Annotated in this window: 4 protein-coding genes and 1 pseudogene; 1 reads left to right on the top strand and 4 read right to left on the bottom strand. The window is 36.1% G+C overall.

Annotated elements, in window-relative coordinates; all coding sequences use genetic code 11:
* Positions 1-397: 397 nt before the first annotated feature.
* The 3 genes from AC1Z3K_RS18520 to AC1Z3K_RS18530 form a co-directional block, all read right to left on the bottom strand.
* Positions 398-913 carry a GNAT family N-acetyltransferase gene (locus tag AC1Z3K_RS18520; protein ID WP_461733557.1) on the bottom strand — a complete coding sequence of 172 codons (516 nt, stop codon included), beginning with the start codon at positions 911-913 and terminating at the stop codon, positions 398-400.
* 80 nt (positions 914-993) lie between these two features.
* On the bottom strand, positions 994-1,356 hold the full coding sequence (locus tag AC1Z3K_RS18525) for a hypothetical protein (RefSeq protein ID WP_426084928.1): 363 nt from the start codon (positions 1,354-1,356) through the stop codon (positions 994-996).
* A gap of 74 nt (positions 1,357-1,430) precedes the next feature.
* The gene (locus tag AC1Z3K_RS18530; protein WP_426084927.1) at positions 1,431-1,799 is read right to left on the bottom strand and encodes a CvfD/Ygs/GSP13 family RNA-binding post-transcriptional regulator; all 369 of its coding nucleotides are present in this window, start codon (positions 1,797-1,799) and stop codon (positions 1,431-1,433) included.
* 178 nt (positions 1,800-1,977) lie between these two features.
* Here AC1Z3K_RS18530 and AC1Z3K_RS18535 point away from each other — a divergent pair, with 178 nt between their 5' ends.
* On the top strand, positions 1,978-3,150 hold the full coding sequence (locus AC1Z3K_RS18535; protein WP_461733558.1) for a MalY/PatB family protein: 1,173 nt from the start codon (positions 1,978-1,980) through the stop codon (positions 3,148-3,150).
* Between the two features lie 7 nt (positions 3,151-3,157).
* Here AC1Z3K_RS18535 and AC1Z3K_RS18540 read toward each other — a convergent pair.
* Positions 3,158-3,389 (bottom strand): annotated as a pseudogene (locus AC1Z3K_RS18540) (hypothetical protein); the annotation flags it as partial.

Here is a 3,389-nt window from a genome sequence, read left to right on the forward strand (position 1 = left end):
CTTGTTAAAAATGTTTGTTGTTTTGAATTAATCAAAACGCCCTACACATTTGGTTTGTCTTACTTTGTTCAGTTTTCAAAGGTCTACATCATTGCCTCGCAGCAACTTTTATATCTTATCAAATCTCCGATAAGATGTCAACTCTTTTTTTGAAAAAGTTTTAAGTTGGTGGAACTCGGCAATCCGTTGTTGTGTTTCATAACAACTGTTTTAGTTTATCAGCTTCTTTGTTATTTGTCAACAACTTTTTTGCTGATTCAACAAGTTTTTTCTTCTCTCTGGATGTTATTCTATCCAGCTGACTGAAAGTCATTGTCTCGTCTTGCGACATGTAATAATATATCAAGTTTCCTTGCGCAGGTCAACTGTTTTTTTCTATTTTTTTCATAATACTTTTTCACTCACCAATAAAGCATCTAAAAAGCTCGAAACTACCGCCATTTTCAAGCTGAACCGTTCCAGCATTTTTAAATCCCTGTTCTTGATAAAAACTCACAAGCTTATCATTTGAAGCAATACAATCTAACCTTAGTTCTGCTGCTGTATTTTGGAAATGCGCTTTGATAACTTTCATCATCTGACTCCCGTATGCTTTTCCTCTGTAGTTTGGATGAACTATCAAACGATGAATATAGTATGCATCTTGACTTAAGCCGATAGTCGACCATAACTCACAATCCCATTTTGTTGGCAGATTCCAGACAGCAGCCATCCCAACAACTTCATCATTTTGATTAAACAGATACACGTCTCCTCGTTCTACAGCTTCTGTCAGATTATGCTTATCTGTTCCTGCCAAAACATCGGACCATTGACTGCTTCCTTTGCTTCTTAACCAGACTGCTGTCTCTTTTAGCATTTCCATTACTGTTTTTGTATCTTGCAAACCTGCTTTTCGAATATTCATTACCATTCTTAACCTCCATTTTTTAGGTTTAAAAAAAGAAGCGGTTTTCCGCTTCCTTCATTCACTTCTATACTATTACTTAAAAATCAGAACATCGGGACACCGGCCATGTCATAAGCCGATAATAAATCCTTCAGCTTTGCGGGACTTTCCCACATGTATGTATCGCTTCCCAATTTCGCAGATTCTCCTTCCTCCATTTCAAAGACAAACAGAGGCAAATCTTCTTTCTCATTATGTGCATTTGTTAATTCAACCAAACTGATTGAAGTCACATCTAACTGAATACTATCCTTGAAAAGCTGTAAAATACTGGCCAGCCCTGTCATCTCTTCGGAAACTTCTGCTGTGATAAACTCTGCTTCATCTTTCGTTGGATGAATGAGAAACTTTTTTGTTCCATCATGCAGATTCAACATAATCGTGCCGGCTACTCTTTTGTTAGACAAAACTTCCACCTCAATTGATTTTTGTTTTCATAAATATAGGAAAATTGTAACACATTTTCAGAAAAAAAACAGAATTATTTCGTAAGAAGTTCATCCATTGCAGCATCAATCCACTGAGGTAATTTCTTTTCTAAAGTAGCAAATCCAATTTTCTTATTTTTATTAGTAAAGTATTTTTTTCTTCTGTAACGCGCCTGTTGAACACTATCATTTTGTGTTCTTAGTGATAAGCTTATTTTTTTTGAATACTCATCAATGTCTATTACCTGTACATTAATCTCATCACCTATATTCAGTACACTATGAATATTCTTCGTGTAACCTACCTGGATTTCAGAAACATGAATCAGCCCTTGGGTTTCATCATCCAGTGAAACAAATGCCCCATACGGTTGCAATCCTGTAACTGTCCCATTTAAAACCATTCCTATTTTATATTGCATTCGTATCCCTCTCTTCTGCTCTTCACAGTCACTATCTCTTAAATAATATCATGTTCCCTAAATTCTGAATAGATTTTTACCTGCTATTTTTATTCTTTTTCATTTATCTTTTACCTGTTCTATTCTATACTTCAATTATAAATGTCTGATTTAAACTATATATAGAGGGGAAAAGAATATGACAGATTTTAACCATGTATACAACCGTAAGGGAACCAATTCTGTGAAGTGGGATGCTATCGACAATATGTACCACCAAGAAGATCTCTTGCCTTTATGGGTCGCGGATATGGATTTCCGGGTTCATCAGCCAATCTTGGACGCTATGAGTGCTTGTATAGAACAAGGAATCCTTGGTTATACAGTAACTCCAGATAGCCTATATGAATCCATTCAGCAATGGCAGCAAAAAAGAAACCATTATATAGTAGAAAAAGAAGCAATTTTATTTAATAGCGGCGTTGTTCCTAGTGTTGCATTAGCGATTCAAGCGTTTACTGAACCAGAGGATGGCATTCTTATCAACGATCCAGTGTACCATCCATTTGCACAAGTTATCAAAGCGAATGGCAGAAAAGTAGTCCGCAGCTCTTTATATGAAAAAGATGGAATTTTTAGAATAGATTTTAACGATATGGAGCAGCAACTTAAAGAGCAGAATGTTAAAGTCTTCATTCTATGCAATCCCCATAATCCAGGCGGACGTGTCTGGACTAAACAAGAATTAAAACAGGTCGGTGAGCTTTGCAGAAAATATGGTGTTTTAGTTATTAGTGACGAAATTCATCAAGATTTAATTTTTTCACCTGCTGAGTTTACGACTTTTAATAACGTAGATGAGTCGTTTAAAGACTTTTCAATCATTTTAACCGCCGCAACAAAAACCTTTAATTTGGCTGGAATTAAAAACTCAATGATTTTTATTCATGATTCAAAACTCCGAAAAACATTTGCTGACATTCAAACGCTAAACCAGCAAAGTGAAATCAACACCATTGGGTTAGTTGGTACCGAGGCTGCTTATCGTCATGGAGAGCCTTGGCTGGAAGAACTTTTACTTTATCTACAGAAAAATTTCCAAACGATTCAGAAATTTTTAACTACCGAAATGCCTAAGGTAACAATGATGGAACCGGAAGGAACCTATTTGGTCTGGCTGGATTTCTCTGCTTATGGTTTATCCGACAAACAGTTGGAAAAATTGTTAGTTGAAGAAGGTAAAGTCATTCTCAATACTGGCATATCCTTTGGTCCCCAAGGAAGTCAGCATATGCGGCTAAATGCAGCTTGTCCTCAAGAGACACTCATAGAAGGTCTTAAACGAATAAAAAAAGCACTGACCAATAGTTGATTGATACTTATTCCTTTATCAATAAAAGAGGGAGTGGGACATAATCCACTCTCAAAAAGAAAACAAGCCTGATTTTGATGATGAATGTCAAAATCGGGCTTGTTTTTTCTTTTTCCCTTCTCTTTCTCTCCATATATTTTCCTAATTTTCTTAGATTTAGTGCCATGAGAGCCAAACCAACATCAATCTTCGCTCCTTGTTTTCCACGTAAATGGAAACGATGGAACGCCAAATGAGCC

The sequence above is a fragment of the Enterococcus sp. LJL128 genome, assembly GCF_056924295.1.

What these genes read in the sequence shown, in the direction of transcription:
- AC1Z3K_RS18520 (WP_461733557.1), bottom strand. Translation starts at nt 913, where the DNA reads ATGGTAATGAATATTCGAAAAGCAGGTTTGCAAGATACAAAAACAGTA.
- AC1Z3K_RS18530 (WP_426084927.1), bottom strand. Translation starts at nt 1,799, where the DNA reads ATGCAATATAAAATAGGAATGGTTTTAAATGGGACAGTTACAGGATTG.
- AC1Z3K_RS18535 (WP_461733558.1), top strand. Translation starts at nt 1,978, where the DNA reads ATGACAGATTTTAACCATGTATACAACCGTAAGGGAACCAATTCTGTG.